The 25,949-nt window shown below is 61.9% G+C and carries 19 protein-coding genes; 7 read left to right on the top strand and 12 right to left on the bottom strand.

The features are described 5' to 3' along the window. Window positions 1–63: 63 nt before the first annotated feature. Complete coding sequence (locus tag B3H64_RS07510) at window positions 64–1,422, bottom strand: carbohydrate ABC transporter substrate-binding protein (RefSeq protein ID WP_349676168.1); 1,359 nt, start codon at window positions 1,420–1,422, stop codon at window positions 64–66. Between the two features lie 380 nt (window positions 1,423–1,802). Between B3H64_RS07510 and B3H64_RS07505 the strand changes: the two genes are divergently transcribed. From B3H64_RS07505 to B3H64_RS07495, 3 genes are all read left to right on the top strand, one after another. Continuing rightward, entirely contained in the window at window positions 1,803–2,669 is an 867-nt protein-coding gene (locus tag B3H64_RS07505) for an AraC family transcriptional regulator (protein ID WP_050619594.1), read from the top strand. 193 nt (window positions 2,670–2,862) lie between these two features. Continuing rightward, the gene (gene galE / locus B3H64_RS07500; protein WP_286734178.1) at window positions 2,863–3,885 is read left to right on the top strand and encodes a UDP-glucose 4-epimerase GalE; all 1,023 of its coding nucleotides are present in this window, start codon (window positions 2,863–2,865) and stop codon (window positions 3,883–3,885) included. Further along, entirely contained in the window at window positions 3,885–5,000 is a 1,116-nt protein-coding gene (locus B3H64_RS07495) for a phosphotransferase enzyme family protein (protein ID WP_050618496.1), read from the top strand. The genes galE and B3H64_RS07495 overlap by 1 nt, the downstream gene beginning before the upstream one ends. Window positions 5,001–5,070: 70 nt before the next feature. Here the strand turns inward: B3H64_RS07495 and B3H64_RS07490 are convergent, their stop codons facing one another. The 3 genes from B3H64_RS07490 to rsmA all read right to left on the bottom strand — a co-directional run bounded on the left by B3H64_RS07490 (window position 5,071) and on the right by rsmA (window position 9,212). Next, on the bottom strand, window positions 5,071–6,102 hold the full coding sequence (locus B3H64_RS07490) for a transglutaminase domain-containing protein (RefSeq protein ID WP_238073194.1): 1,032 nt from the start codon (window positions 6,100–6,102) through the stop codon (window positions 5,071–5,073). A gap of 334 nt (window positions 6,103–6,436) precedes the next feature. Next, window positions 6,437–8,209, bottom strand: a complete 1,773-nt coding sequence (locus tag B3H64_RS07485) for a phosphoenolpyruvate carboxykinase (GTP) (RefSeq protein WP_286734177.1) — start codon at window positions 8,207–8,209, stop codon at window positions 6,437–6,439. A gap of 151 nt (window positions 8,210–8,360) precedes the next feature. Beyond that, window positions 8,361–9,212, bottom strand: a complete 852-nt coding sequence (rsmA, locus tag B3H64_RS07480) for a 16S rRNA (adenine(1518)-N(6)/adenine(1519)-N(6))-dimethyltransferase RsmA (protein ID WP_278894069.1) — start codon at window positions 9,210–9,212, stop codon at window positions 8,361–8,363. Window positions 9,213–9,375: 163 nt separating this feature from the next. Between rsmA and B3H64_RS07475 the strand changes: the two genes are divergently transcribed. Genes B3H64_RS07475 through B3H64_RS07465 form a run of 3 tightly spaced genes read left to right on the top strand, consistent with a single transcriptional unit; the run spans window position 9,376 to window position 12,517 of the window. Next, the gene (locus B3H64_RS07475) at window positions 9,376–10,791 is read left to right on the top strand and encodes an MBOAT family O-acyltransferase (protein ID WP_286734172.1); all 1,416 of its coding nucleotides are present in this window, start codon (window positions 9,376–9,378) and stop codon (window positions 10,789–10,791) included. 14 nt (window positions 10,792–10,805) lie between these two features. After that, complete coding sequence (locus B3H64_RS07470) at window positions 10,806–11,993, top strand: alginate O-acetyltransferase AlgX-related protein (RefSeq protein WP_286734170.1); 1,188 nt, start codon at window positions 10,806–10,808, stop codon at window positions 11,991–11,993. Window positions 11,994–12,007: 14 nt separating this feature from the next. Next, window positions 12,008–12,517 carry a GNAT family N-acetyltransferase gene (locus B3H64_RS07465; protein WP_286734168.1) on the top strand — a complete coding sequence of 170 codons (510 nt, stop codon included), beginning with the start codon at window positions 12,008–12,010 and terminating at the stop codon, window positions 12,515–12,517. 51 nt (window positions 12,518–12,568) lie between these two features. Here the strand turns inward: B3H64_RS07465 and B3H64_RS07460 are convergent, their stop codons facing one another. From B3H64_RS07460 to ylxM, 8 genes are all read right to left on the bottom strand, one after another. Beyond that, the gene (locus B3H64_RS07460) at window positions 12,569–13,405 is read right to left on the bottom strand and encodes a DegV family protein (RefSeq protein WP_050618489.1); all 837 of its coding nucleotides are present in this window, start codon (window positions 13,403–13,405) and stop codon (window positions 12,569–12,571) included. A 136-nt stretch (window positions 13,406–13,541) separates the two neighbouring features. Continuing rightward, window positions 13,542–14,441, bottom strand: a complete 900-nt coding sequence (locus B3H64_RS07455) for a G5 and 3D domain-containing protein (RefSeq protein WP_286734163.1) — start codon at window positions 14,439–14,441, stop codon at window positions 13,542–13,544. A gap of 480 nt (window positions 14,442–14,921) precedes the next feature. After that, window positions 14,922–15,683, bottom strand: a complete 762-nt coding sequence (gene trmD, locus B3H64_RS07450; protein ID WP_050618487.1) for a tRNA (guanosine(37)-N1)-methyltransferase TrmD — start codon at window positions 15,681–15,683, stop codon at window positions 14,922–14,924. Next, on the bottom strand, window positions 15,676–16,179 hold the full coding sequence (gene rimM / locus B3H64_RS07445; protein WP_050618486.1) for a ribosome maturation factor RimM: 504 nt from the start codon (window positions 16,177–16,179) through the stop codon (window positions 15,676–15,678). Before rimM ends, trmD begins: the two co-directional genes overlap by 8 nt. Window positions 16,180–16,235: 56 nt before the next feature. After that, window positions 16,236–16,466, bottom strand: a complete 231-nt coding sequence (locus B3H64_RS07440) for a KH domain-containing protein (RefSeq protein WP_050618485.1) — start codon at window positions 16,464–16,466, stop codon at window positions 16,236–16,238. A gap of 11 nt (window positions 16,467–16,477) precedes the next feature. Then, complete coding sequence (rpsP, locus tag B3H64_RS07435) at window positions 16,478–16,714, bottom strand: 30S ribosomal protein S16 (RefSeq protein WP_050618484.1); 237 nt, start codon at window positions 16,712–16,714, stop codon at window positions 16,478–16,480. A gap of 71 nt (window positions 16,715–16,785) precedes the next feature. Further along, window positions 16,786–18,144 carry a signal recognition particle protein gene (ffh, locus tag B3H64_RS07430; protein ID WP_050618483.1) on the bottom strand — a complete coding sequence of 453 codons (1,359 nt, stop codon included), beginning with the start codon at window positions 18,142–18,144 and terminating at the stop codon, window positions 16,786–16,788. Between the two features lie 2 nt (window positions 18,145–18,146). Continuing rightward, a complete protein-coding gene (ylxM, locus tag B3H64_RS07425) occupies window positions 18,147–18,515 on the bottom strand; it encodes a YlxM family DNA-binding protein (RefSeq protein ID WP_050618482.1) in 369 nt (122 codons plus the stop codon). Window positions 18,516–18,711: 196 nt separating this feature from the next. On the opposite strand from ylxM, the gene B3H64_RS07420 reads away from it, so the two are divergent. Further along, a complete protein-coding gene (locus B3H64_RS07420; protein WP_286734155.1) occupies window positions 18,712–25,887 on the top strand; it encodes a GH36-type glycosyl hydrolase domain-containing protein in 7,176 nt (2,391 codons plus the stop codon). Window positions 25,888–25,949: the final 62 nt, after the last annotated feature.

Here is a 25,949-nt window from a genome sequence, read left to right as displayed (position 1 = left end):
TTTCGGGAAGAATAGGGCGGCGGTGAGCAGCTTTCCGCTCACCGCCGCTTCCATGGCCTCTGTTTATTTCAGATTGGCGCGCATCTGGTCGCTGGCGGCCTTGATGCCGTCGATCCACTCCTGTTCGGTGGCGTTGCCGGAGACCAGCTTGTTCACCGGATCGAAGAAGACCTCACGAACCGTGCCCAGCCCGGCAACGGAGTTATAGGCGGCGAAGTTGCCCATGGCTGCCTTGGCGCCGTTGTCGTAGATGGAGTAGAACATCACGTTGTCGCCCTCCAGCTTGTCGGCGATGCCCAACACGGGCTGGATGGCGCCGGCCTTGGCGAAGATCTCGCAGGCGGTGTCGCTGTACAGGAAGGCGAGGAACTGCTTTCCGGCCTCCACGTGCTCGGCACCAGCGGGCATCCAGGCCTGCTCAAACCAGGTGTAGCTGTAGCCGTCGCCGCCGGCCTCCACCGCGGGAAGCGCGGTCATACCCCACTCAAAGCCATCCGCGCGGGGAGCCTCGGCCATCTCGCCCACGATCCAGGTGCCGTTGGGCATAAACAGGGCCTTGTTGTCCAGCACGAGCTGCTGGTTCTGGGTGAAGTCGTTGTCGTTGGCTTGGGCAGGGGTGACAGGGTCGGTGTAGGAGGCCAGCTTGGTCACGATATCGAAGCAGGTCTGGGCCTCGGGGGTATCCCAGATGCCCTCCTCATAGTGGGTAGCCTTGTCAAAGAATTCGGGGCCGCCCACAGAGTACATCAGCGCATAGAAGAAGGCGTCGAAGTAGCCCGTGGTGGGGTAGGTGAACAGCGAGATGCCCTCAGCCGCCGCCTGGTCGCCCAGCGCCCACATCTCGTCCCAGGTGGTGGGAACAGTCCAGCCCTTTGCATCAAACAGGCCCTTGTTGTAGAACAGGCCGCAGGGAGAGTAGAACATGGGGGCCAGATAGGTCTTCCCATCGCCGTAGGGGTTGGTCAGGGAGGTGTCGGTGAAGCCGCCGGCGATCTTGTCGCTGACCTTCACGTCCTCGCCGGGCACGGTCATGGAGAGCACGTCGGTGATATCCATGATGTTGTTGTCCTTGATGAACTGATCGGTCAGGCCGGCCTCGCGGCCGGTGGCCAGATGGATCACGTCAGGGAATTCGCCGCCCTGCATAGCGGGACCGATGACATCCTCCAGCTTCTTATCCACGGTGAGCTGCACCTGGATGCCGGTCTGCGCAGTGAAGGCGTCGGCGACTTCCCGCCACATGTCGGCGCCGTAGCCCGATTCCAGGGCGGCCACCTGAATGGTGGTGGCTTCGGGCTGCTGGGAGGCCTCCGGGGAGGCGGAAGCGCTGGGAGAGAGGCTGGAGCCGCTGCCGCCGGAGCACCCGGCAAACAGGGAGAGCATCAGGGCGCCGGTCAAAGCGGCGCTGAGCACATTTTTCATTTTCATTTCCTCTTGACCTCCTGTTAAATTGTTTTAGATGGGCGGCGGCTTTGGAGCACACCCGCCGCTTGAGATACTTTAAGTATAGCCGATGGAAGCCACAGTTCAATTTTATTCTTGCGTGCATTTTTAGAAAAATTGCTTTTCTGGCTTTTTAAATAATAATTGCGGAATTGAAAAACTTGTTTTGTGCATAATATCCACAAAATTGCGCCGAGGATTTTAACAGAAATGCCGAATAAAAGAAAAAGATTGAGTTGTGAGGCGCAATTACTTTCTTTTTTTCAGATTGCAGAACGGGAGACAGTGTGCTATGATTGAAACGCAAGCATTTTAGGTTTCTAACGCAAGAATTCTAAAGCGATGGTAAGGGGATGGCCGTGAGCAACGACCGCTATGAGCTTTCCGGGGGAAACCCGAGCCCCATTGACCGCTCAGTCACCAAATTGCTGTATGTGAGTACCGCCAAATACGGCGGCGACTGGCACAGCCTCCTGCACACCCACGCCTGCACGGAGCTGTTTTATGTGGTGGGCGGGATGGGACAGTTCAACATTGCTGACCGGCTGCTGCCGGTCTCCACCGACGATCTGGTTATCGTCAATCCCAATGTGGAGCATACGGAGCTGAGTCTCAATGCCAGCCCGTTGGAGTACATCGTTCTGGGGGTGGAGGGGCTGGAGTTCGAGCCCGCTGAGGACGGGGACGACCGATATGCCCTCGTCAATTTCCGGGGCGGGGGCGAGGAGATGCTCTTCTATCTGCGGGCCATGCTGCGGGAGATCGAGACAAAGGCGGAGGGCTATCAGGTGGTGTGTCAGGACCTGCTGGAGGTGCTGCTGGTCCGCCTCATGCGCAGGACCAATTTCACGCTCAGCGTAGCGCCGACGGGGCGGAGGACCAGTAAGGAGTGCGCCGCCGTGCGCCGGTATATCGACAGCCACTTTAAGGAGAGCATCAATCTGGAGCTGCTCTCGCAGTTGACCCACGTCAATAAGTATTATATGGTCCATGCCTTCAGCCGGGAATACGGCATCTCGCCCATCAACTATCTCATTTCCCGGCGTATCCAGGAGAGCCGCTATCTCCTCAGCACCACGGACCACTCGCTGTCGCAGATCGCCCATATGCTGGGCTTTTCCTCTCCCAGCTACTTTTCCCAAAGCTTTCGCAAGCTCTCGGGGATGAGTCCCATGGAGTACCGAAAACAGCAGCGATCTGGGAGCCGATCCCAGTCCGAGCCATGATGAGGTCCGCCATGCCCTATCCCACAGCGAGTCTATCGGCAGCGTCCGGGCATTGAATCAGAAGACCCGGGGGAGTAGGCCGGACGGTGCGACAAATCCAATTGTGCAAATATTCTGCAAAACCGTCCATTTCCTTTTTTCGATTCGTCAGTACAATGGCCATAGAAGCCTGATACAGTAAGGAGTGGTATATATGTCTATTCTGGTCAGCGGCGGCGCCGGCTATATTGGCAGCCATACCTGTGTGGAGCTCATCCATGCAGGCTACGACATCGTGATTGCCGACAATCTGGTCAATTCCAGCCGTGAGGCGGTCCGCCGGGTGGAGGAAATTGTGGGGAAGCCCATTCCCTTTGTCGAGGTGGATCTGTGCGACGCCGCCGGGGTCGAGACACTGTTTGCTCAGCATCCGGATATCCAAGCCGTGATTCATTTTGCCGCGCTCAAGTCTGTGGGGGAGAGCGTGTGTAAACCTCTGGAGTATTACACCAATAATCTGGTGAACACCCTGACGGTGCTGAACGCCATGCGCGCCCATGGGGTGCGGAATTTTGTGTTCTCCTCCTCCGCCACCGTATACGGCGATCCAGCCAGCGTCCCCATCCGGGAGGATTTCCCCCTGTCCACCACCAACCCCTATGGGACCACAAAGCTCTTCCTGGAACGGATCCTCACCGACTGCTGCGCCGCAGACCCCAGTCTGAATGTGGCCCTGCTGCGGTATTTTAACCCCATCGGCGCCCATGCTTCCGGGCGGATTGGAGAGGACCCCAACGGCATCCCCAACAATCTGGTGCCCTATATCGCCAAGGTGGCGGTGGGACAACTGCCTGAGCTCCACGTGTTCGGCAGCGACTGGCCCACCCACGACGGCACCGGTGTGCGGGACTATATCCATGTGGTGGATTTGGCCCGCGGCCATGTGGCCGCGTTAAACAAGCTCGACCAGAACTGCGGCCTGTTTATCTGCAACCTGGGCACGGGCAGGGGGTACAGCGTACTGGATGTGCTCCACGCCTATGAGCGGGCCTGCGGCAAAACCCTTCCTTATGTGCTGGACCCCCGCCGTCCCGGCGACATTGCCGCGTGCTGGGCCGACCCGTCCAGGGCCCTGGCGGAGCTGGACTGGCAGGCGGAATACGGGATTGATGAAATGTGCGCCTCCTCCTGGAAGTGGCAGAGCATGAACCCAAACGGGTATGAGGAGGGCGTGTGATGCAGCCGGCAGAGAAGTACCTTGGTGAGGTACTGGAGGCGTACGACCTCCATGCGCCTGTGGTGGGGGCCGTCCGCTTTGGGCAGGGCCATATCAACGACACGTTCTGCGTACATACGCAGCCGCCGGAGGGCGACTGCGTCCGATTCATTCTGCAGCGAATCAGTGACGCCGCTTTCAGCAGCCCGGTCCAGCTCATGCAGAATATCGTCGGGGTTACCGACTACCTGAAAAGGATCATAACGGAGGAGGGCGGCGACCCGGAGAGGGAGACCCTCACCATTCTGCATACCCGGGCCGGTGAGACCTTTTATACCGACCGGGGGGGGCGCGCTTGGAGATGTATGCCCTTTATCGAGGATACCGTCTGTCTCCAATCCGCTGAAACGCCGGAGCTCTTTGCCGCCTCAGCCCGGGCCTTCGGGCAGTTTCAGAGGCGTCTGCGGGACTATCCGGCGCATACGCTGTTCGAGACCATTGAAAAATTCCACGACACCGAGGACCGCCTGCGCAGGTTCAAGGCGGCTGTACAGGCCGACGTGATGGGCCGGGCCGGAGGCGTCCGACCGGAGATCGACTTCGTTCTGGCTCGGGAGCCCGACTGCTCTGTGGCACTGGAGGCCCAGCGGGCCGGGAAGCTCCCCTTGCGCGTCACACACAACGACACAAAGCTCAACAATGTGCTTCTGGACCGCAGGACGGGGGCAGCGGTATGCGTGATCGACCTGGATACCGTGATGCCGGGCCTGGCCATCAACGATTTTGGGGATTCCATCCGGTTTGGAGCCAATCATGCGCCGGAGGATGAAAAGGACTTATCCAAGGTTGGCTTTGATCTGGATTTATTTGCCGTCTATACCCGGGGATTTTTAGAGGGCTGTGCCGGCTCTCTGACCTCCGCGGAGTTGGAATATCTGCCCTGGGGGGCAAAATTAATGACGCTTGAGTGCGGGATGCGTTTTTTGACCGACTATCTGGAGGGAGACCACTATTTTGCGGTCCACCGGGAGGGTCAGAACCTGGACCGCTGCCGGACACAGTTCAAACTGGTCTCCGATATGGAGCGCCGGTGGGGCGAGATGGCAGACGTTGTTCGGAGATCGGTCGGACAGTAGCGGCAACCTATCGTAAAAAATCACCACGGGGTCCCGTTCAGGGACCCCGTGGTGATTTTAGGAGACGGGCTTATGGGTCCGGTGCCTGATATCGCTCCGCCTCGTTGGCCTCCTCCGAGATGACCTCCTGCTCGGGTGCCTGCTCTGGAAAGCGGACCAGCAGCACCGCCTGGGGCCAGTTGAGGGACACCGCCGCGTGACGGCCCTTCTGCTGCGCCGCCTGCTCCAGTCCCAGCAGCAGTTCCCGCAGCACCTCCCGGGTCAGAGGACCACCTCTCCAGTGGAAGAGAAAAGGGAGGCCTTTTCGAATGGCCTGCTGCGCCCGCTTGCATGCCTCCTCCGTCTTGGTGAAGGAGAGCTTTTTCTCCCGGTAGTAGAACCGCTCCCCGTCCGTGCAGGCGGGAATAGGGTACATGGCCGGCTCATGGTCGCGGAGCAGGTGTTTGTCATCCAAATTGAAGTAGTCGTGCCGAAGCGGGCCGTCCCGGCTCAGGGAGGCGTCGAAGGTGGCGTCCAGGTGAAAATACCGCCCATCCAGCCGAAGGACATTCCAAGCATGGCGGTACTGGATACCTCGGTCCGGCGCCGCTTCGGAGATCGCGATGATACACCACACGCCCAGCGCGTCGCACAGGACCTTGACCGACTTGGCGATCCCCTCACACACTCCCACGCCCTGGCCCAGCGGTCCGATGATCTCGTGGGAATAGGGCTTCTTCAGCTTGTCGTAGTGCACATTCCGGCAGATGAAGTCGTGGATATATTGTTCTTTCTCCGCCGCAGTCAGGGCCATAGCCGGGCGGACCAGCTTGTCGATCCGGGCGGAGAGGGCCTTTTGATGCTCGCGCACCTTACCCTTGCCGAACCGATAGTCCGGCAGCAGCTCCACATTGGAGGCCCCCGGGACAAGGCGGTAGGAAAACCCGGTGACGTAAAAGATGTCAGGGCAGTCCAGACGCAGCTTGAAAAAGACGTCGCTCAACCGGCGGCCATCCAGACACGGGACCGGAAAGGAGGGGCGCAGCTCGGCAAATCCGGTTTTCATTGCGTGGTAGATGCTTTGCCCGGTCCGGTCCATCTGTTGATAATAATAGGCTTCCATAGCGATCCTCCGCAGTATGGTCTGGCCCCAGTTTACCTTATCCCGCCGCAGAAAGCCACCATGAATTTTGCCGTTCCCCGCCGATGTACGCGATCGCGATTCAGCACATGGCTGGAGCATGAATCATGCGGCCCTTGTCCTGCGGCAGGCAGCCGCCCAGCGTCCGCAGAAGCGGCTGTCGGACCGGGCTCATATAAACCTTCAGATCCTTTTTCGTGCGCAGAACAATGACGCGTCCATAAAAATACCTTCTTATATTACACATATTATAACATTATGGAATGTAAAAAAGAGAGGAGCCGGAAAATCCCGGCTCCTCTTTTGAAGGAGGCTGCTATTCGGCCAGACGGGCCTCCAGCTCCTCCAGCGAATCGGACAGCTCCTGGGGCAGCTTGTCGCCGAACTTCTGATAGAAGGTGTGGATACCGGCGGCCTCCTCCTGCCAAAGGGCCCGGTCCACCTCCAGCAGGCCCTTGAGAGTGTTCAGATCCACGCCGGCGTCCTCCAGGTCGATGTCCTCGGCCTTGGGCAGATAGCCGATGGGGGAGTCCACCGCGTCGGCCTCGTCAAAGCAGCGCTTCATGATCCACTCCAGCACCCGCAGATTATCGCCGAAGCCGGGCCAGATGAAGTGGCCCTCGTCGTCGGTGCGGAACCAGTTTACGTTGAAGATCTTAGGGGCCTTTTCGCCGAGCACCTTGCCCATGTCCAGCCAGTGCTGCCAGTAGTCGGCCATGTGATAGCCGCAGAAGGGGAGCATGGCCATAGGGTCCCGGCGGACCACGCCCACCGCGCCGGCGGCGGCTGCGGTGGTCTCGGAGGCCATAATGGAGCCTACGAAGACCCCATGGTCCCAATCGCGGGACTGATAGACCAGGGGAGCGGTTTTGGCCCGGCGGCCGCCGAAAACGATGGCGGAGATGGGCACGCCGGTGGGGCGTTCAAATTCCGGGGAGATGCAGGGGCAGTTTTTGGCGGGAGCGGTGAAGCGGGAGTTGGGGTGGGCGCCCTTTTCGGCGGAGGTGGTGCCGTTCCAGGGATTGCCCAGCCAGTCCAGCGCGTGCTGGGGCGGATTTTTGTCCAGACCCTCCCACCACACGGTGTTGTCGTCCAGATTGAGGGCCACATTGGTGAAGATGGTACCCTCGCGGGTAGAGGCCAGGGCATTGGGGTTGGACTTCTCATTGGTGCCGGGCGCCACACCGAAAAAGCCGTACTCGGGGTTCATGGCCCACAGGCGGCCGTCCTCGCCCACACGGAGCCAGGCGATGTCGTCGCCCACACACCAGACCTTCCAGCCGGCTTTGCGGTAGTGCTCAGGGGGGATGAGCATGGCCAGATTGGTCTTGCCGCAGGCCGAGGGGAAGGCGGCGGCCAGATAGCGAACCTCGCCCTGCGGGTTCTGGATGCCCAGAATGAGCATATGCTCGGCCATCCAGCCCTGATCCCGGCCCAGAACGGAGGCGATGCGCAGAGCGAAGCACTTCTTGCCCAGCAGCACGTTGCCGCCGTAGCCGGAGTTGACGCTCATGATGGTGTTATCCTCGGGGAAGTGGACGATATAGCGGTTCTCCGGATCAATGTCCGCTTTGGCGTGGAGACCCTTGACATAGTCGGGCGAGTCCCCCAGGGCGTCCAGCACCTGCCGCCCCACCCGGGTCATGATGGCCATATTGAGCACCACGTAGATGGAGTCGGTGAGCTCGATGCCGTACTTGGCAAAGGGGGAGCCCACCACGCCCATGGAGTAGGGGATGACGTACATGGTGCGGCCCTTCATGGCGCCGGTATACAGTTGGAAGAGCTTGGCGTACATCTCCTGAGGGTCCATCCAGTTGTTGGTGGGGCCGGCGTCCTCCTGCTTCCGGCAGCAGATGAAGGTGCGGTCCTCCACCCGAGCCACGTCGTTGGGGGCGGTGCGGTGCAGGTAGCAGCCGGGCAGCTTTTCCTCGTTCAGCTTGGTCAGTTCGCCGGTGGCCACCGCCTGAGCCCTCAGCTCCTCCAACTGCGCTTCAGAGCCGTCGATCCAGACGATGGAGTCGGGCTGACACAGGTTGACCATCTGGTCGATCCAGTCCAAAACTGCGCGATTTTGGGTGAGTTCCATAAAAAGAGCCTCCTTTGGTGTGGGTGAGAGTTGTCATTATTGTAAGATAGAACCATACAAATTGCAAGGGAAACCCAAGAATTGGCGGAGAAGTGGCAATTCAAACGGATCGCCGTTTGAATTTGCAGGGTTTTGTGCAAAAAGAGCCTGCTCAGGAGTAGAGCGCGCGGGTCAGGGCGGCAAATTCCGGAATACCCAGCCGCTCGCCGCGGACATCGGGGGGAAGGCCGCAGGCCGCGACGGCGGCCCGGAGCCGCTCCTTGTCGCCGCAATCTCTCAGCCCGGCGGACAGGGCGTTGAGCAGAGTTTTGCGGCGCTGACCGAAGGCGGCTTTGACCACCTGGAAAAAGCGCTTTTGATCCACCTCCACCGGCGGGGCGGGCCTGGGTGTGAGACGGATGACCGAGGAGGTCACCTTGGGGGCGGGGACGAAGCACTCCGGGGGCACGTCGAAGAGAAGCTCGGGAAGGGTGTGGTACTGGCAGTAGACGGAAAAGGACCCGTAATCTGAGGTGCCCGGTGCAGCGCAGATCCGTGCGGCCACCTCCCGCTGGATCATTACGGTGATGGCGGAGAAGAGGCCGGAGTCAATGAGGGCGGTAAGCACCGGCGTGGTGATGTTGTAGGGTAGATTGGCGCAGGCCATGGGGACCAGGCCGGAAAACTCCCGCTCCACCAGGGCGGCCAGGTCCAGCTTGAGGATATCCCCGGGGACGACCTGTACGTTGTCCCGCCCGGCCAAGGTCTCGGCCAGCACAGGGAGAAGGGCGCGGTCCAGCTCCACGGCCACGACTTTGGCCGCCGCGCCGGACAGCCGGACGGTGAGCGGGCCGATACCGGGGCCGATTTCCAGCACACCGTTTTCCCGGGTCACTCCGGCTCCGGCTACCATATCCTCGGGCACCCAGGAGGCGATCAGAAAGTTCTGCCCCATGGATTTGGAAAAATGGAAGCCATGTCGGCCCAGCAGGGCCTTGATGTCGCTGATGTTGCACAGGTCCATATCGTATGTTCCACCTTTGCGGTCAAGTATAGGCATTATACCAGCTTTCTGAGCATTTGTCACTCACTGGTGCTGCGCGCGCATGCAGGAAAGAGAGTTGGCAAACAGGCTTGTTTGTGGTATCCTATACAACACGCTTTGATACGGCATTGGGAGGCGCTTCATGGTCTTTAGCAGCATCAGCTTTCTGTTTGTGTTCTTACCGCTGTTGCTGGCGGTCTACTTTCTGCTGCCGGCCCGTCTGCGAGAGGGACGGAATCTGGTCCTGCTGCTGTTCAGCCTGTTTTTTTACGGCTATGGCGGCCCCCGATTTTTGCTGCTGATGCTGCTCTCCATCGCGGTCAACTACGCGGGGGGCCTGTTGGCCGCTCCGGACCGACGGAGACGCAGGCTGTGGACGGGCCTGGTGACGGCAGTCAACCTGGGATTGCTGGGCTGGTTCAAATATGCCGGCTTTCTGGGGGCAAACCTGAACCGCATCTGGACCGGGCTTCCGGTGCCGGAAGTGGCGCTGCCCATCGGGATCTCCTTTTTTACCTTTCAGGGGTTGAGCTATGTGCTGGACGTTTATCGGGGAGAGGCTGCGCCTGAACGCAACCCTCTGCGGGTAGCGCTCTATATCTCCCTGTTTCCCCAGTTGGTGGCGGGCCCCATTGTCCGCTATACCACCGTGGCGGACGAGATCCGGAACCGACGGGAGACTTTGGATGCGTTTACAGATGGAGCGGTCCGCTTTCTCTTCGGCTTGGGCAAGAAAATGCTGCTGGCCAACCAGCTCGGCCTGCTGGCCGACCAGGTCTATGCCACCCGGCCGGAGTTCCTGACCACCGCGCTGGCCTGGCTGGGGGCGGCGGCCTATACGGGGCAGATCTACTTCGACTTTTCGGGCTATTCTGATATGGCCATCGGCTTGGGGCGGATGTTCGGCTTTCACTTCCTGGAGAATTTCAACTACCCGTATCTCTCTCAGTCCGTCACGGAGTTCTGGCGGCGGTGGCATATTTCCCTGTCCACCTGGTTCCGGGATTACCTCTATATTCCGCTGGGGGGCAACCGCTGCGCCCACTGGAAGCATATCCGCAACATCCTGGTGGTCTGGGCGCTCACCGGCCTGTGGCATGGGGCGGCGTGGAATTTCCTGTGCTGGGGCCTCTATTTCGGGCTGTTGCTGTTGGGAGAAAAGTACGGCTGGGGGAGAATTCTGGAGCGGGCTCCCGCGGCGTTGCGGCACCTTTACGCCATGGTGCTGATTGTCGTGAGTTGGGTGCTGTTCCGCGCCGGGACCTTGGACTATGCCGTGCGGTTTTTGCAGGCCATGGCGGGCTTTGCCCAAGGAGGGCTTACTGACGGCCGCACCACCTATTATCTGCTGGAATTTCGTTGGGAACTCCTCCTGGCCATCCCTGCGGCCATGCCCGTCAAGAGCTGGCTCCAAAACTGGCTGGAGTCAAAGAGCGGTGCTGCGGCCCAAGCTCTTTTGGCTTGGGGCCCCAAGCTCATCGCGCTGGGGACGTTCGGCCTGTCCTTCCTGCGGCTGGTGAGCTCCAGCTTCAATCCCTTCATCTATTTCCGCTTCTGAAAGGGGGACAAGCCATGAAACGGGCCTCACAGATGGGTTTCCTGCTGTGCTTTTTGGGGATTCTGGCGGCGGTGCCGCTGCTCATCGCCCTGCGGGGGGCGGACAATCAGACCTCTTATTATGAAAACCGCACTCTGGCAGCCATGCCGGAGTACCAGACGGCGGACCTGCTCAGCGGGGCATACTTCAGCGCCTGGGATACCTGGCTGACCGACCACATCCCCAGCCGGGACCGGCTGTTGGGCCTCAACACCCAAATCGACTACCGGCTGCTGCAAAAGCCTGTGGTCAACGACGTGGTGGTGGCCGCCGACGTGCTGCTGCCCTTCCAGACATATGGAACCTGGGACCTTGCCTATCTGGCCGAAACGGCGGACCAGGTCACCGAGGGCCTTGCCCGGCTGAACGAGACGTTAGAGACTTGGGGCGGCCGGTTCTATTACTTGGGCGTCCCTCTTCAGAGCTCCTATTTCTACGACCGCTACCCGGATTATCTGGAAAACCGCAAATGGCATGTAGACGGTATGACCGCCGCTTTTGCCGCCTCCATGGAGGAGAAAGGGCTGGATTTCCTGAATATGGGGGACGTATTCGCGGCCCAGGGGAGGCCAGCGGGCTGCTACTCCGCCTCCGACCATCATTTCAGCTACCGGGGAGCCTTCGCCTCCTATCAGGCTATGATGGCGCATATCAATGCCGATACGGGGTGGAATCTGCCGGTGCTGACGGAGGAGGAGCTGACCATCGTGCCCGCGCCCAATCCCTTTCTGGGGTCCCGGAACCGGAAGCTCTACGGACTGTGGACCGGGGCGGAGAAGCTCTCTATCGGGGTGCAGGCCGCGCCCGTCCCCTTTGCCCGGACGGATAACGGAGCCCCGGTTCCGGCGACCCTGTACGAGCTGCCGGAGGACCCGGCGGCAGAGGTGACCTACGACGTGTATATGGGGGGCGACAAGGCCGAGACCATCCTCCGGACGGACCGGCCCGAGCTGCCCAATCTGCTGATTTTTGGGGACTCGTTCACGAATCCGCTGGAGACCCTGTTCTATACCGGCTTCAATGAGACCCGCAGTTTGGATCTGCGCTATTATGACCAGAAGGGTATTTTGGAGTATTTGGAGGAGTATCGGCCGGATGTGGTGATCTGTATCCGGGACGACACCGCATATCTGTCCACCGAAGGCAATGGAAACATCCGATAAGAGGAGGAAGAGAGATGGAATACAGCATACGGCCCATTGGGCCGCAGGACGCGGAGGGCTTTAACGCCCTGCGTCGGATGCCGGGGGTATTCGAGAACACGCTGGGCCTGCCCTCAGAGCGGGTCAAGCGCAACCAGGACGGCATCGCGTCGCTGGGGCCCGACGACCACAATTTTGTGGCTGTGACCCCGGACGGCACGGTTATCGGTGTGGTGGGGCTTAAGGTGAGGCCCCAGCTTCGGATGCGCCACACGGCCGACGTGGGCATTTTTGTCCACACCGACTGGCAGGGGAAGGGCGTGGGTACCGCGCTGATGCAGACGGTGCTGGATCTGGCCGACAATTGGCTCATGCTGGTCCGGGTGGAGCTGGAGGTGTTCACTGACAACGTTAAGGCCATCCACCTCTATGAAAAGCTGGGCTTTGAGAAGGAGGGGTGCAAGCGTATGACCACCGTGCGAAATGGCCGCTATGTGGACGAGTACGTTATGGCCCGCCTGCGGCCCGTGGGCAAGGAGCGATAGACGCCAAAAAAGGTGCCGGAACCAATTCGTTGGTTCCGGCACCTTTTTCGTTCAATAGGCGGCGACGATACCGCCGTCGTTGGCGTAGACGGTGCTGATGCCCCTGGTCTCCACAATGACGACGTCCCGGAACTGACAGGCCTTGAGCACCATCTCCTTGAGCTGGAAGGCCCGCTCCAGGCAGTTGCAGTGGGAGAGCACCAGGGTCCGGCCCACATGCTTGGCGTCCTTGACCATCAGCTCCACCATTTTGGACAGAGCCTGTTTGATGCTGATGGCCTGACCCTTTTTGCAGATTTCTCCCTCGGGAGTGGCCCCCATCAGCAGCTTGATGCGCAGGGCCCCGGTGACCACCGACTGCAGTCCGGTGAGCCGCCCGTTCTTCCGCAGATTGTCCAGGGACTCCAGCACGAACAGGGTCTGCATGTCCCGGGAGAAGCGGTCCACTTCGCGGATGACCTGCTGGAAGAGCAGACCCTGAGAGGCAAATTCCCGGATCTTCATGGCCAAAAGCGCCTCCCCGGCCGAGGCGGAACAGGAATTGAAGATGTGCACCTTGGCATCCGGATGCTCCTCCAGCCAGATCTGCCGGGCCTGCTGGGCGCTGTTATGGGAGCCGGACAGCAGGGCGGAGAGGGTGACCACGTACAGCTCGTCGGCGCCGCAGTCAAAAGCGTCCAGATACTGGGCGGGGGAGGGGCAGGAGGTCTGGGGAGCGCTCTCGCTTTCCTTCATCCGCCACAGCAGCTCCGCCTGGTCGAAGGCGGCGTCATCCACGATAACCTTGTCCCCCACCCGGATGGTGAGGGGGACGCTGCTGTAGCAGGGCTCCCGCAGGAGGGAGGGGGTCAGGTCGCAGCAACTGTCCACAATGATTTTGAAACTCATAAAAAGAATCTCCTAATCTGGTATTGTAAATTAGATTGTATCATTGGACCAAAGGGAAGTCAAGAATAACCAGATTAAAATTGCGGCCGGAGCGCATGGAAAACCACCTCAGGGGGAGGTGGTTTTCCGGATGGGTTCAGTCCAGGATATAGACGGTGCAGCTTCGGACGCCGAAGTTGATGCATTCGCTGTAGGTGTCGAAGAAGAGATCGACCCGGTTGCCCTTGATGCTGCCGCCACAGTCCTCCGCCGTGGCAACGCCGTAGGTGATGGTGCCGTCGGAGGAGACGATATACATGCGGGTGCCATAGGGAATGACCTTGGGGTCCACGGCGATGGCGCCTACCCGGGCGATGGTGCCGGTGGCGGTCTTTTTCCAGGACTGGCGCTCCGTGGTGTAGGCGGTGGCCTTGACGGTGAGGGCCCTGGCGTAACGCAGCGTCTGGCCGGAGGCGGTGGTAAGGACGCCGCTGCCGTCCTCCGCGGCGTTCACATGAGTGAGCACGTCGCTGGTGACGCTGAGGTAGGAGGCGGCCACGGCGGGCAGCCGGGTGCCGTACTCCACGATCTCGTCTACGGGCTCCTCCGCCACAGAGCGCCCCAGATCAGAGCGGTGCACGGTGCCGTCCGGATCGGTGACGATCCGGGTGGTCTCGATGACACGCCCCTGACGGCCGGTCTGGACGACCTGCTCCTGCCCCAGCTCCAGCTCGGGGTTTTCACGGCGGACGGTCTGGTAGGGCAGCAGCTCGGCGAGCTCCGTCTCATAAGTGGTGAGGGGGCGGGCAATCTCCACCTGGACGACCCGGTCCTCGCGGACGGACCGGACCTGGTCGGCAGCGGAGAGAGCGATGCCCGCCCGCTCCAGTGCGCCGTCCAGCTCTCCGGCGTAGCCCTCCACCGTGGTGACCACGTCACCGTCGGTGATGATATAGGTGGTGCGGGGCGTCGCGGAGCCTGTGACCAGAGTGACGGCCAGGGCGGCAGTCAGCAGAAAGACGATGACGCGGCCCCGCTGGGATAATCGTGTAAACATTAAGGAAGAACCTCCTGAAACAAGACTGCAATGATTTGTTACTTTTGCATTTGGACTACAGTACAGGGATTATAGCCACATTTGGAGCAAAAGTCAAACTTACAACCCGGTTTTCAGAAGATTTCAATGTAAAAAGGGAAATTATGTGAAGGCGGATTCCGTCGGCATGAGGGAAAAAGAGAAACGAAAGGTAACAAAAAGTTACAGATAAAATGCTTGTGCCCCAATGGATTGGGCGATTGGGGCGATGAAACGGGAAAAGAGGGGGGCCGTTGGTGTCGAGGACCGGCGAGCGGAGGGAAAGATTCGTTTCAATTCAAAGATTTTCCCTGTATTTTGACAAAGAAAGTTCCAGAACAGCAAGATAATTCCAAAAAATCTTGTGAAAGCTGTCGGAGACAGGGGAGGGCTGTCCCATGAAAGTTTGTGTAACCTGGAGAGAAAAAATGCATATTTTCGGCTGAAAAAGGGAGAATCGCGTCAGGTAAGGGGGGGTATTTCCGCCTCCTCGGCCTCCAGCTCCCGCAGCAGCTTCTGGTCAGACTTGGAGGACAGGTCCAGTCGCGCATAGAGGTCCGGCCGCCGGGTCCGGGTACGGAGGAGGGCCTGCTTGCGCCGCCATTTGGCGATGTTGGCGTGGTGACCGGACAGCAGAATGGACGGGACGGCGCGGTCATGCCACACCTCGGGACGGGAGTATTGGGGATATTCCAGCATCCCGTTGTAGTGACTCTCCTCTTCGAAGCACTCCGGGTCGGGAAGGACGCCGGGGACCATGCGGGCCACCGCATCGGCCACCGCCATGGCGGGGATCTCCCCGCCGGTAAGGACGAAATCCCCCATGGAAAGCTCCTCGTCCACGCACTCCTCAATGAACCGCTCATCGATGCCCTCGTAGTGCCCGCAGACCAGGATCAGGTGATCATAATCGTTCTTCAGGCGCTTGGCGGCGGCCTGGTCAAAGGTTTTGCCTGCCGGAGACATGTAGATGGTGCGTCCGGGGCCGTAGGTGTCTACAATGTGTTTCCAGCACTGGTAGAGCGGGTCGGCCTGCATCACGGCCCCGCGTCCGCCCCCGTAGGGATAGTCGTCCACCTGCTTCTGCCTGTTTAAGGTATAATCCCGAATCTGATGGGCTTCGATGCGGATCAGGTCCCGCTCCTGGGCCCGGCCCAGGATGGACTCGCTCATCATATCCCCCACCGTTTCGTCAAAGAGGGTCATGATATCGATCCTATACATCGCTGGCCATCCCTTCGATGAGGCGGACCCGAATGTAGCCGCCTTCCACATTGGTCTCCGCCAAAAATTCATCCACGGCGGGAATCATATACTCGTGGCGCCCGCCCTTCACCACATAGACCTCGTGGGCCGGCGGGGTGAGCACATCGGCGATCGCTCCCAGCACCTCGCCGCTGGCGGCGTCCCGCACCTCCAGGCCAATCAGGTCGGCAATAAAGTGCCGCCCTTCAGGGAGGACCACTCCGGTGCGGTCGATGGAGATGATTTTGCCCTTGAGACGCATGGCGGCATTGACGTCGCTCACGCCCTCCAGCCTGACAAGGATATTTCCTTTGTGCGCGCGGGCGCCCAGCACCTTGAACGGTGTACCATCGATATAAAAGACGTCAAAGCCGCGGAGAAACTCCGGCGAGTCGGCCCATGGGACGATCTTCAACTCCCCCTGTACACCGTGGGTGTTGACGATCTGCCCGGCCTCTAAAAACTTGTTTTTCATAGGTCGCTCCTTTTTCAATAAACGAAAACGGCGGGGCTGCCCCCGCCGTTCTTGTCTCAATCGACGATCTCAACTGAAACCTTCGTTCCTTTGCGCTGGGCCACGGAGCGCATCAGCGTGCGGATCTCCTTGGCGATGCGGCCCTGACGGCCAATGACCTTGCCCATATCCTCGGGGGCCACCCGCAGTTCCAGAACGGTCTCGCCCGCCCCGGCGGTCTCAGTGACGGAAACCGCTTCGGGATGCTCCACCAGGTTCCGGGCCACATAGGTAAGCAGTTCCTTCATTGGTGTTCTCCTTACACGCCGGCCTTCTTCAGCAGAGACTTGACGGTCTCGGTGGGCTGGGCGCCGGTCTTGATCCAGGCCTGGGCGCGCTCCACATCCACCTTCAGCTCAGCGGGATTGGCCTTGGGATCATAGGTGCCGATCTCCTCGATAAAGCGTCCGTCGCGGGGATAACGGGAGTCGGCCACCACGATACGATAAAAGGGAGCCTTCTTGGCGCCCATCCGACGCAGTCTGATTTTCACCATTTTATATTCACCTCCATATTGTTCTACATCTTTTATATGGAAACGTCCGCGGGGACGCTTACCAACCGGGATCATCCGAAGGGAAAGCCCTTCCTTTTACCCATGCCGCCGAAGCGGCCCATCTTTTTGGCCAGCTTGCCGCCTGCCATCTGGCGGGTCATCTGCTGCATCAGCTCAAATTGCTTGAGCAGTCGGTTGACGTCCACAACCTGGGTGCCACTGCCGGCGGCGATGCGCTTTTTGCGGCTGGAGTTGAGCAGGGAGGGGTTCTCCCGCTCTGCAGGGGTCATGGAGAGGATGATGGCCTCAGTCTGGGACAGCAGACGCTCATCCACGGTGGCGCCCTCCAGCGCCTTGGCGTTGACGCCAGGGAGCATCCCGGCGATATCGGACAGCGAGCCCATGCTTTTGAGCTGGATAAGCTGTTCGTAGTAATCCGTCAGGGTGAGACGGTTTTTCTTCATCTTCTCCTGGAGCTCGGCAGCCTTCTTCGCGTCGAAGTTCTGCTCCGCCTTTTCGATGAGGGAGAGCACGTCACCCATACCCAGGATGCGGGAGGCCATACGGTCCGGGTGGAAGACCTCGATTTGGTCCAGCTTTTCACCCACGCCCACGAATTTGATGGGCTTGCCGGTGACGGCCTTGATGGAGAGCGCCGCGCCGCCCCGGGCGTCGCCGTCCAGCTTGGTGAGCATGACGCCGGTGATGTCCAGGGCTTCGTCAAAGGTCTGGGCGGCGTTGACAGCGTCCTGACCGATCATGGCGTCCACGATGAGCAGGATCTCGTCGGGGTCAATGGCGGCCTTCATCACCTTGAGCTGTTCCATCAGCTCCTCGTCCACATGGAGCCGGCCGGCGGTATCCACGAACACAATGTCGTTGCCGTGCTTCTTTGCATGCTCAATGGCTGCCTTGGCAATATCCACCGGGTCGATCTGCCCCATCTGAAACACGGGAATGTCCAACTGCCCGCCTACGACCTCCAACTGGTGGATGGCAGCGGGGCGGAAGGTATCGCAGGCTGCCAGCAGAGGGCGCTTGCCGTTCTGCCTCTTCATATACCCCGCCAGTTTGGCTCCGTTGGTGGTCTTGCCCGCGCCGTTGAGACCCACCAGCATGACTACGGTAGGCGGCTTGGGGGATAGGTTCAGCTTGGTGCTCTGGCCGCCCATCAGGGCGGTGAGCTCCTCGTTGACGATCTTGACGATCATCTGAGCGGGGGTGAGGCTCTCCAGCACGTCGGCGCCTACGGCCCGCTCCGTGACTTTTTTGATGAACTCCTTGACCACCTTGTAGCTGACGTCGGCTTCCAGCAGGGCCAGACGGATCTCACGCATGGCCTCCTTGACGTCGGACTCGGACAGGCGGCCCTTGCCGCGCAGCTTCTTAAAGGCGGAGGAGAGCTTTTCGGTCAAACCTTCGAATGCCATGCTTACTCCTGAATCAAAGTCTCGGCCAGGCCCTCGAGCCGCTTACCCAGCGCTTCCAGCTCGTCGTCCTCAAAGCGAGCGGCGTTGAGCTCCAGAAGTCTGTGGGCGCAGCCCTCCACCTCCTTGAGCTGGGCCTGCATGGTGTGGAACCGGCGGATCAGGCCGGTCTTGTCCTCGATTTCGGTGAGGTAGGCCTCCGCCCGGACAATCACGTCCCGTACGCCCTGGCGGGTGATACCGTAATTTTCGGCGATCTCAGCCAGAGAGAGGTCCTCGTTGTAATAGAGGTCGTAGAACTCCTTCTGCCGGTCTGTGAGCAGATCGCCGTAAAAGTCGAAGAGCAGGGCCATACGGTAAGCCTGATTCTTCATGTCCACACCTCCGTCTGCATTTTGTAAAGCTTTTGACCTTTACACAACGAATATGATACAACATTTTGCGCCCGTTGTCAAGATGAAATCCCGGAAAGGCGGAGATTTTCCCGGTTGCGGGGCGGGAGGAATAGGTTGGGGGCCGATTGGGAAAAGCTAGGGAGAAAATGAGCACAGCACGGAAAGGGGAGTCCCCATGGACCGCACCACATTTCTTCCCATGGACGATAAGCATTTGGGGCAGTTTGGAGAGAATACCGCCCGCGCCTTCCGGCCGGAGGGCTGGATGGGGGGGCGGCCGGTCTGGCGGCTGACCCTGGAGTGCCTCCAACGCGTTACCGCGGTGCGGGACCGGGTCTGGCGGGCGGAGAAGAGCGGGGCGGCGGAGTGGCTGTTGGACAACTGGTATTTGGCGCAGCGGGAGGGCCGGGACGGAGCGGCAGCCTTCCGAAAGGCCCGGCGGCTGCGGTATATCGTGCGGGATAGAGTGCGCCGGCCGCTGGTGCTGGAGTTGGCCCGGGCCTTTGTCTGGGGGGCGGGGGCGGACGCCGGCCCCCAAAGACTGGAGCTCTTTCTGGAGCGGGCGCAGGGCGCCCAGCCGCTGACGGAGCGGGAGCTCTCGCTCTTCGTTCCGGCCCTGAAATGCGCTCTGGTGGAGCGGCTGGACCTGCTGTGCAGGGAGCTGAACCGGGAGGATGGCGAGGAGGAGCGGCTGAGCGCCGGGATGGGGTCGGTGTTTACCGCCCTGCGGACCCTGTCCACCGCCGACCTGTCCGGGCTGCTGGAGCGGGCCAGCCGGGTGGAGGCCATCCTCCAGAGCGATCCTGCGGGGGTCTATTCCCTCATGGACGACGAGACCCGGGGCCGCTACCGCCATCAGGTCTGCCGCCTGGCCCGGCAGAAGGGCCTTTCCGAGATTGACACGGCGGAGCGGGCGATCCAATCGGCAGCCCAGGCACAGGGGGAAGAGCGGCATGTGGGCTTCCAGCTCTTTGAGCCCCAGACGCACCTGACCGCAGGCGTCCTGTATGTGGGGGCGGTGGTGGTGACCACGCTCTTCCTCTCCTTACTGCTGGGGTTCCGGCTGGACTGCCTGTGGGCGCCGATGCTGCTGCTTCTGCCGGTATCCGACATAGTGAAGAACGGGGCCGACTTCCTGGTGGTGCGTCTGGTGCATCCCCGGCCGGTCCACCGGCTGGCGCTGAAGGAGGGGGTGCCGGAGGAGGGGCGGACCCTCTGTGTCATCGCCAGCCTGCTCACCGACGGGCACAGCGGAGACAAGCTGGCCGCCCTGCTGGAGCGCTATCGGCTGGCCAATCGGGACGCGGGGGCGGAGCTGCGCTTCGGCCTTCTGGCCGACCTGCCGGACCGGGACAGCCCCATGGGAGAGGCGGAGCGCCGCTGGACGGAGTCGGCCCGAAATGCCGTGGAGGGTCTGAACGCCAAATACGGCGGCGGGTTTTATCTCTTTTTCCGCCGGCCCGCTTTCCATGCCGTGGACGAGCGCTACATGGGCTGGGAGCGCAAGCGCGGGGCCCTAGTCGAGCTGGTCCGGCTGCTGAAGGGGCGGCGTTCCGGCTTGGAGGTGCTGGCCGGGGACCGCACGGCGCTGAAGGGGACCCGCTATGTCATCACGCTGGACTCGGACACCTGCCTGAGCGTGGGCACCGCCCGGGAGCTGGTCGGCGCCATGCTGCACCCCATGAACCGGCCCAGAGTGGACCCCAGGCGCAGGGTGGTGGTCTCCGGCTACGGTCTGCTCCAGCCTCGGGTGGGGGTGGAGCTGGAGGCGGCCAATCACTCCCAGTTCTCCCGCATCTTCGCCGGCCAGGGAGGGGTGGACCCCTACGGCTCGGCCGCCAGCGACGTGTATCACGACCTCTTTGATGAGGGCACCTATACCGGCAAGGGCATCTTCGACGTGGACGTGTTTTTCACCTGCCTGGACCGGCGGTTTCCCGAAAATACCATTTTGTCCCACGATCTGCTGGAGGGCGCCTATCTCCGGGCGGGACTCATCGGAGACGTGGAGCTTACCGACGGCTATCCCTATAAGGTAACCTCTTATTTTTCCCGACTCCACCGCTGGGTGCGAGGGGATTGGCAGCTTTTGCCCTGGCTGGGCCGGACGGTCCGGGATGAGAACGGCAGGCGGGAGGCCAACCCCGTGGGGCCCATCGCCAAGTGGAAGCTCTTCGACAACCTGCGCCGCAGCCTGGTGCCGGTGTCCACCCTGCTGGCCCTGGTGCTGGGTATGTGCCTGTCCGGGCCGGTGTTCGCGGCGGCGGCGGGGGTGGCGGTCCTGGCCGCCGCCTCCCATCTGCTTCTTTCCGGGGCCGATCTGGCCTTCCGGCGGGGAAGAGGCCTTACGGAGCGCTACCACTCCACTATTATTACGGGGTTTGGAGGGGTTCTCCTCCAGACGCTGGTGCAGCTTTTGTTCCTGCCCTATCAGGCATGGATCTGCGCCAGCGCCGCCCTCACCGCCCTGTGGCGGATGGGGGTGTCCCACAAGAAACTCCTGGCCTGGACCACCGCTGCCGAGGCGGAACGGAGAGCGGGGGACGGACTCTGGGCCAATTACCAAAAAATGTGGCCATCGGTGGCGGCGGGGCTGCTCTGCGTGGTATGTTCCCGGTTCCCAGCCGGAGCCGCCGTCGGACTGGTGTGGATGGCCTCTCCGGTCTTTTCCTGGGCCATGAGCCGCCCCGTCGCCCGGGCGCGGAGGCTGGAGAAGGAGGATCGGCCCTTCCTGCTCCACCAGGCGGCCCTGATCTGGCAGTATTTTGCCGAGTTCCTCCGGCCGCAGGACCACTGGCTGCCGCCGGACAACTGGCAGGAACAGCCTGCCGTGGGCCTGGCCCGGCGGACCTCGCCCACCAACATCGGCATGGCGCTGCTGTGCTGTCTGGCGGCGGCGGACCTGGAGCTGACGCCCCGAAACCGGGCGCTCTCCCTCATCGGGCACATTCTGGACACGGTGGAGAAGCTGCCCAAGTGGCATGGACATCTGTATAATTGGTACGACACCGCCGCCGCTGTACCGCTGGAGCCGCGCTACGTGTCCACGGTGGACAGCGGAAACCTGTGCGGCTGCCTGATTGCGCTGGAGGCGGGCCTGCGGGAGTGGGGGGCGGACGGAGAGGCCGACCGGGCGGCGGCGCTGGGGGCGGCCATGGAGTTTGCCCCGCTGTACGATGCCACCCGCCGGCTGTTCTATATCGGCTACGACTGCACCAAAGGGGAGTATACCCAAGGCTGGTATGACCTGATGGCCAGCGAGGCCCGGCAGACCAGCTATATCGCCGTGGCCAGGGGGGAGGTGGAGCCCCGCCACTGGCGGAGGCTGTCCCGGGCCCTGGTGTCCTGGGACCACTATTGCGGCATGGCCTCCTGGACGGGCACCATGTTTGAATATTTCATGCCTCACCTGTTGCTGCCCGCTGAGCCGAACTCGCTGCTGTACGAATCGCTGACCTTCTGCGCCTACGCGCAGCGAAAGCGGGTGGCGGGGACCGGCGCGCCGTGGGGGATCTCCGAGTCGGCCTTCAACTCCTTCGACGCCGGGCTGAACTATCAGTACAAGGCCCACGGCGTCCAGCGGCTGGGCCTCAAGCGGGGCCTGGACCGGGAGCTGGTCATTTCCCCCTATTCCACCTTCCTGACGCTGCCACTGGCGCCGGGCCGGGCAGTACGCAACCTGCGCCGCCTGCGGGATATGGGGCTGGAGGGCCCCTACGGTCTTTACGAGGCGGCGGACTTCACCCCCGACCGCCGGACCGGCGGAAAAACCTTTGAGCCAGTGCGCTCCTATATGGCCCACCATCTGGGCATGAGCCTGGTGGCCATCGACAATACCCTCAATGGACCGATCATGCAGCGGCGCTTTATGGCCGACGCCGCCATGGCCTCCTACCGCGAGCTGCTCCAGGAGAAGGTGCCGGTGGGGGCCCAGGTCCTGCGCGCGCCCCGGCGGGAGGTGCCGGAGAAGCCCCGACGGGGAGAGCCGGGAGGCTTTCAGCGGATGGGGGAGGGCTGCAACCGGAGCCTACCGGAATGCCACCTGCTGTCCGGTGGGGCCTGGCGGGTCCTGTGCACCGACGCGGGGGCGTCCCGCTCCGTGATGGGAGGGACAGATTTGACTCGGTGCAGCCTGGCGCGGCCCTGGCAGGGGCCGGGCGTTGCCCTGTTTCTCTCTGGGCCGGAGGGGCTGATGCCCCTGACGCCCGCGCCCTTCTATCGGGAGGAGCCGGCCTACGGCTGGCGCTTTGACGGGAACGGCGCAGCGTGGACCATGGAGTGGAATTTATACGCAAGTATTTTAACCTTACAGGTTTTGGAGGAAGAGAACGGGGAGCTACGGGAGGTGACCCTGCGGTGGAACGGCGCAGGAGAGCGGACAGTGGAGCTGGTCTGCTACCTGGAACCCGTGCTGGCGCGCAGAGAGGACTACGAGGCGCACCCGGCATTCTCCAAGTTGTCGCTGGAGAGCCGGGACCTGGGAGACGGTGTCCTCTTTACCCGCCGTCCCCGGCGAAGCGGGGAAAACCGTCCGGCCATGGCGGTACTGTGGGAGGGGGCGGAGGCCAGACTGGATACCTCCCGGGAGACGGCGCTGGGCCGGGGTGGACTGCTGGCCCTGGAAAGCGCGTTGACTCGCCCGCCCCAGGGGACGGAGGGGGCTGTGTTGGACCCGTGTCTGCTGGCCCGCTTTCCTCTGACGCTTTCCGGCGGGACCGAGACTCACTTCCGGATGGCGTTGTCCGCCGCCGATGACGGAGACCATGCCGTGGAGAGCGCGGCCCGTCTGCTGCGTCGCCCCGAGGAGAGCTGCGGCGGCCGGATGGACTGGCTGATCCGCCAGCTCAATCTGACAAGTGAAATAACTTTGCATGCATTTGAGCTCCTGAGGCGGCTCCAGTTTCCCGACCGGTCCCCGGTGCGGCCCGGTTCCGAGGAACAACGCGCCCTGTGGCCCTTCGGCATCTCGGGCGACCTGCCCATTGCGGTCCTGCCGGTAGAGGCGCAGGAGCAGTTGGAGGATGCCCTTCGCCTGACTCTGGAGCACCAGTTTCTGGACCGCAGCGGGTTCCGGTTTGATTTGGTTTTCCTTCTCTCGGAGGGCGGCGATTACCGCCAGCCAATCCGGGAGGAACTGTTGGAAGGGCTGCGAGACCAGGATTGGTCCCATCGCATCGGCGTAAAGGGCGGAGTCTACCTGCTGGATGCGGCCCAGGCAGCCGGGCCTTTGCAGTCTGTGGGGCTGCTTCTGGGGACGGGGGGCTCGTTCCCAGAACGGAAATCCGCTCTAGAAGAGACTGTAAAGGAGATAAACCTGTCAAGTGTTGCAGAGATGCCTGCGTTTTCCTGGGCCCGGTCGGGGGCGTTTTCCTTTCAGACCGGGGAGACCCTGCCCCCGGTGGGGTGGTCGATGATGCTCTGCAACGGGTCTTTCGGCTGGATGACCGATGAGACGGGGGGCGGACACCTCTGGCACGGCAATGCCAGGGAGCAGCCGTTGACCCGCTGGCAGAACGACCCGCTGGCAATCGGGGGACCGGAGGAACTCCTGTACCAGAGCGGAGAAGAGGTTTGCTCCTTTTTTGCCCATGCGGACGGGATGCCCTGCCAGGTGACGTATTTCCCAGGAAATGCCAATTGGGAAAAGACCTGGCGGGGGCGGACGATCCGCTGCACCGCCTTTGTACCGCCGGATCTGGATGCCCGTATCCTCCTCCTGGAGGCGGGGGGCGAGGGCCGGGTCCTCTATCGCCGGGAGGGCGAAGCGGAGCGGAGCTGGTCCATCCGGGATAGGCTCTGCTTGCGGACTGGGCCGGAGGGGACGGAGCCTATCGACTTTACCCTGGCCGACCGGCTCTTCCGGGAGACGGAGGACTACTGGCGGGAAAAGACGGGGGCGCTGTGGTTTGACACGCCGGATCAGGCCTTGAACCGTTATCTCAATGGCTGGGCGCCCTATCAAATCATCGCCTGCCGTCTATTTGGACGGACTTCCCTCTATCAAAACGGCGGGGCCTTCGGATTCCGGGACCAGCTTCAGGATGTTTGCGCTGTTCTCCCAATCGCGCCGGAGCTGGCCCGGGCGCAGATCCTGCGGGCCTGCGCCCATCAGTACCGGGAGGGAGACGTGATGCACTGGTGGCACCCCGGGCAAAATGGAGCGCCGGACAAGGGGGTGCGTACTCGCATCAGCGACGACTTGCTATGGCTGCCCTATGCCCTGTGCGAGTATCTGGATCAGACAGGGGACCGCTCACTTTTAAATGAGCAAGTAGAATTCCTTGTCAGCAATGTACTGGCGGAGGGGGAACGGGAACGCTACGAGGAGCCCGCCCGGTCGGAGGAGCGGGCCGCGGTCCTGGAGCACGCCCTCCGGGCGGCAGACCGGGTGCTGGACCGGGGCTTTGGCGTCCATGGGTTGGCGCTCATGGGGACGGGGGACTGGAACGACGGGATGGATCTGGTGGGGGCCGGCGGCTCCGGCGAGAGTGTGTGGCTGACCTGGTTTCTGGGACTGGTGCTGCGCCGTCTGCTCCCGCTGTGCGGCGAGGCTCGGTCAGAGCGCTATCAGGCGGCGTTGGCCGCCTGCGCCCGGGCGGCCAACGCCGCCTGGGACGGCGAATGGTTCCTCCGAGGCTACTATGACGACGGCGCTACCCTGGGCAGCCATGCCGACCAGGCGTGCCAGATCGACTCTCTGCCCCAGTCTTTTGCCGTCATCAGCGGGATGGGAGAGCCGGAGCGGACGGCCCGGGGCCTGCGCGCGGCTTTGGACCGGCTGTTTGACCGGGAACATGCGGTGGTCCGCCTGTTTACCCCTCCCTTTGACGAGGGGGAGCGGGACCCGGGCTATATCCGGGGCTATCTCCCAGGGGTGCGGGAAAACGGCGGACAATATACCCATGCGGCGGTGTGGCTGGCCTTGGCCTGCCTGCGGATGGACTGGCGGCAGGAGGGATGGGAAGTGCTCAGAGCCCTTTTGCCCAGCGCCCACGATCCGGCCGGCTATCGGGCGGAGCCCTACGTCCTGGCCGCCGACGTCTACTCCAACCCTTTGCATCAGGGCCGGGGCGGCTGGAGCTGGTACACCGGCGCGGCGGGCTGGTATTACCGTACGGCGGTGGAAGAGCTGCTGGGCCTGAAGCTGCGGGCGGGCCTGCTCTATCTGGAGCCCAAGCTGCCTGAGGATTGGCCGGGCTTTTCCGCCCGCTGGCAGAGCGGGAAGGGCCTGTTTCACATCCAGGTGCGCCGGGGCGGGACGAAGGAGATGACGCTGGACGGGCGTTCCCACGCCGGCGGCATCCCCATTCGGGACCTGACGGGAGAGCATACCATCCTTTTTACGTTTTGAGGGTGGAAAAATGGAAAAAATATAGTATAATACCTTCTATGACTGCAACAGAGAAAGGACGG

Origin of the sequence: Intestinimonas sp. UBA1698 (assembly GCF_002320075.1) — a bacterium.
Taxonomy (GTDB): domain Bacteria; phylum Bacillota; class Clostridia; order Oscillospirales; family Oscillospiraceae; genus Intestinimonas; species Intestinimonas massiliensis.
This window is presented reverse-complemented; position numbering and strand designations above follow the sequence as displayed.

Bases quoted from the DNA above. Each gene is read 5' to 3' on its own strand.
- B3H64_RS07440 (WP_050618485.1), bottom strand. From the start codon at position 16,466: ATGAAGGAACTGCTTACCTATGTGGCCCGGAACCTGGTGGAGCATCCC.
- rsmA (WP_278894069.1), bottom strand. From the start codon at position 9,212: ATGGACCTGTGCAACATCAGCGACATCAAGGCCCTGCTGGGCCGACAT.
- rimM (WP_050618486.1), bottom strand. From the start codon at position 16,179: ATGAAAAACAAGTTTTTAGAGGCCGGGCAGATCGTCAACACCCACGGT.
- B3H64_RS07510 (WP_349676168.1), bottom strand. From the start codon at position 1,422: ATGAAAAATGTGCTCAGCGCCGCTTTGACCGGCGCCCTGATGCTCTCC.
- B3H64_RS07460 (WP_050618489.1), bottom strand. From the start codon at position 13,405: ATGAGTTTCAAAATCATTGTGGACAGTTGCTGCGACCTGACCCCCTCC.
- B3H64_RS07455 (WP_286734163.1), bottom strand. From the start codon at position 14,441: ATGTTTACACGATTATCCCAGCGGGGCCGCGTCATCGTCTTTCTGCTG.
- galE (WP_286734178.1), top strand. From the start codon at position 2,863: ATGTCTATTCTGGTCAGCGGCGGCGCCGGCTATATTGGCAGCCATACC.
- B3H64_RS07420 (WP_286734155.1), top strand. From the start codon at position 18,712: ATGGACCGCACCACATTTCTTCCCATGGACGATAAGCATTTGGGGCAG.
- B3H64_RS07495 (WP_050618496.1), top strand. From the start codon at position 3,885: ATGCAGCCGGCAGAGAAGTACCTTGGTGAGGTACTGGAGGCGTACGAC.
- trmD (WP_050618487.1), bottom strand. From the start codon at position 15,683: ATGTATAGGATCGATATCATGACCCTCTTTGACGAAACGGTGGGGGAT.
- B3H64_RS07470 (WP_286734170.1), top strand. From the start codon at position 10,806: ATGAAACGGGCCTCACAGATGGGTTTCCTGCTGTGCTTTTTGGGGATT.
- rpsP (WP_050618484.1), bottom strand. From the start codon at position 16,714: ATGGTGAAAATCAGACTGCGTCGGATGGGCGCCAAGAAGGCTCCCTTT.
- B3H64_RS07465 (WP_286734168.1), top strand. From the start codon at position 12,008: ATGGAATACAGCATACGGCCCATTGGGCCGCAGGACGCGGAGGGCTTT.
- B3H64_RS07485 (WP_286734177.1), bottom strand. From the start codon at position 8,209: ATGGAACTCACCCAAAATCGCGCAGTTTTGGACTGGATCGACCAGATG.
- B3H64_RS07475 (WP_286734172.1), top strand. From the start codon at position 9,376: ATGGTCTTTAGCAGCATCAGCTTTCTGTTTGTGTTCTTACCGCTGTTG.
- B3H64_RS07490 (WP_238073194.1), bottom strand. From the start codon at position 6,102: ATGGAAGCCTATTATTATCAACAGATGGACCGGACCGGGCAAAGCATC.
- ylxM (WP_050618482.1), bottom strand. From the start codon at position 18,515: ATGAAGAATCAGGCTTACCGTATGGCCCTGCTCTTCGACTTTTACGGC.
- ffh (WP_050618483.1), bottom strand. From the start codon at position 18,144: ATGGCATTCGAAGGTTTGACCGAAAAGCTCTCCTCCGCCTTTAAGAAG.